2 protein-coding genes are annotated in these 2,181 nt (G+C 53.8%); one reads left to right on the plus strand and one right to left on the minus strand.

The window, feature by feature from the left end; translation table 11 throughout:
* A partial coding sequence (locus F8N44_RS31010; protein ID WP_150653008.1) for a transposase occupies positions 1 to 306 on the minus strand: 306 nt, incomplete at its 3' end.
* Between the two features lie 90 nt (positions 307 to 396).
* On the opposite strand from F8N44_RS31010, the gene F8N44_RS31015 reads away from it, so the two are divergent.
* The coding region (locus F8N44_RS31015) for a hypothetical protein (RefSeq protein ID WP_224794857.1) at positions 397 to 2,181 on the plus strand (1,785 nt) is incomplete at its 3' end.

Here is a 2,181-nt window from a genome sequence, read left to right on the forward strand (position 1 = left end):
CTCGACCTGCATGGTTTTCTTGCCCAGCATGCGCTGTAGCTCGCGGATCTGCTTGAGCGCATCGGCCAGTTCGGAAGCAGGCACAACGCTCTCTCCAGCACTGACCGCAGAGAGACTGCCGCTCTGATAGAGCTTGCGCCACTGAAACAGCTGGTTGGCATTAACGCCATTCTGCCGAGCCACCACCGAGACGCTTTGCCCCGGTTGCAGGCTCTCGCGAACCATGGCCAGTTTTTGCTCTGGGCTCCAGCGGCGACGCCGCTCCTGACCCAACAGCTCCCCACCCTTATCGTTTCTATTAGTCATATACACAGTCGTTTGCCTATCCCTTATGTTAAGGGGGAAACGGTGTCCTGTCTTTCAGGGGTCTCGTCCAGAATCCCTAGGAGCATCGCTATGACCAAAAAGACAAACTCCCAATTAGCTACGCAGCAAAGTGATACGGTCGACGGCATTGATATTCGGCCGCTTTCCGGCCGCGATTTTCAGCCTGTCGGAGAGAGCAATTACGGCTGGGCGCAAGCGAGGATCATTAATCCTGACGACTACCAAGCAGGCGATCAGATCCGTTTTAGTTTGAGCGGATGCAATGCCCATGTTTACGGCCCCTCAGGCAAGAACTGGGCGTTAGTGGATATAAACGCGGATGATCATTCTGCTGATTTGAAGTTTCAGGTTCCAGATGGCACAAAAGCGGGAAGGGTGACGGTGAGGGCAACGCTGCAGCGCGATGCCAGGGTAAGCGGAACGCGCGACTTTACCTTCATCGAGGTTCCGATTGCCACGCCCAAAAAACTAGGTTGTGTGATGGTGGGTGACGGCCTGACAGTCAGTGATACGGGTGTGCTTACAACCACGGGCTCAGGCAGTTCGTCATACACGCTTCCGGTCGCCAGTGTTAATACCTTGGGCGGGGTGAAGCAAGGCACTAACGTCATCATTGACAACGATGGAAAACTATCGGTTGCCGCAGCAACGACAGCGGTCGCGGGTGTTGTGCCACTGGCAAGTGCGGCCGAGGTCAAGGCTGGTCAGGATGTTTCCAAGGCCGTGACCGCTAAAGATATCAGCGCTATGTATGCGCCGCTGGCGAGCCCGCGGCTTAGTGGTTGCGCCACAATCGTGGATCCAAATTCGCAGTCAGGAGCCAAATTGATTGTCGCGAAGTCACTTGGCGATGCGGGCGGCCCAGCGCCCCATTCCTTGGACTACCGTTCTATTTACCTACAGGTGGGCGGGAGTGAGTTCGGTAGCGCCAGTTATCGAATGATAGGATTTGGTTGTAACAGTTCCGAAATGAATACCCCGCCAGTTGCCATTGGCAGTATTGAAGCTAGCTCTAGCTCTGAGGCTGATTTCATTGTTGCGACTCGTTCAGGTGCGTCGCTTACGTCCCCCGTGGAGCGCTTGCGAGTAGGTGCCGATGGTAGGGTCACGATCACCAATGACCAGACGAAGATCCCGCCTGCCTACCAGGAGTTGGTAACCAAGGCTTATGTGGCCGGCATTGTGGCCAATACTGGCGGTGTGAGGCTGGCGACTCCAGAGCAAACACGAACGGGTACTGACAACACGACGGCGGTGACGCCGATGGATGTCAAGACTGTATATGCTCCGTTGGTGAGTCCTAAGTTTTTTGGCGTCGTTACGCTTGACCACGATCAGACGGACAGCGGTTATCAAGTGGCCGATCAGGAGTTGGTAACCAAGAAACTCTTGAGCCAATCTACACAAGGCGTGGTGACTATTGACGTCAGCAAAATGGGCTGGGGGAAGAATGGGGGCGGTGGCGGCATAGATATGACGAATGCTTATACCAGTTGCCCAATCATTCGCTTTATTGGAGAGTTAAAAGGCATATATTGGGTTCGAATGCGTGCTGTTGGTCAATGGACGATCATCAACGACTGTACGGGAAAACAAGTTATTAACATTCAACACTCGGCTAGCGCGAATCAGTCGATTCCTGTCTATGAGAGCCAGCGTGCAGATATCGTAGTGGTGAGTCGAGGGGGGCAGCTATTTAATACTTATCTTGCTGCACCGCCAGTGCTAAACCCGGCCTTCACGGGCGCTGCGACGATCACCAATGACCAGACGGTTACAGACTATAAGGTGGCTGATCAGGAGCTGATAACCAGCAAGTATCTCAATGTTCAAAAAAGCCCTAAGTTCTATTTG

Source organism: Pseudomonas fluorescens (genome assembly GCF_902497745.1).
Lineage (GTDB): Bacteria > Pseudomonadota > Gammaproteobacteria > Pseudomonadales > Pseudomonadaceae > Aquipseudomonas > Aquipseudomonas fluorescens_BM.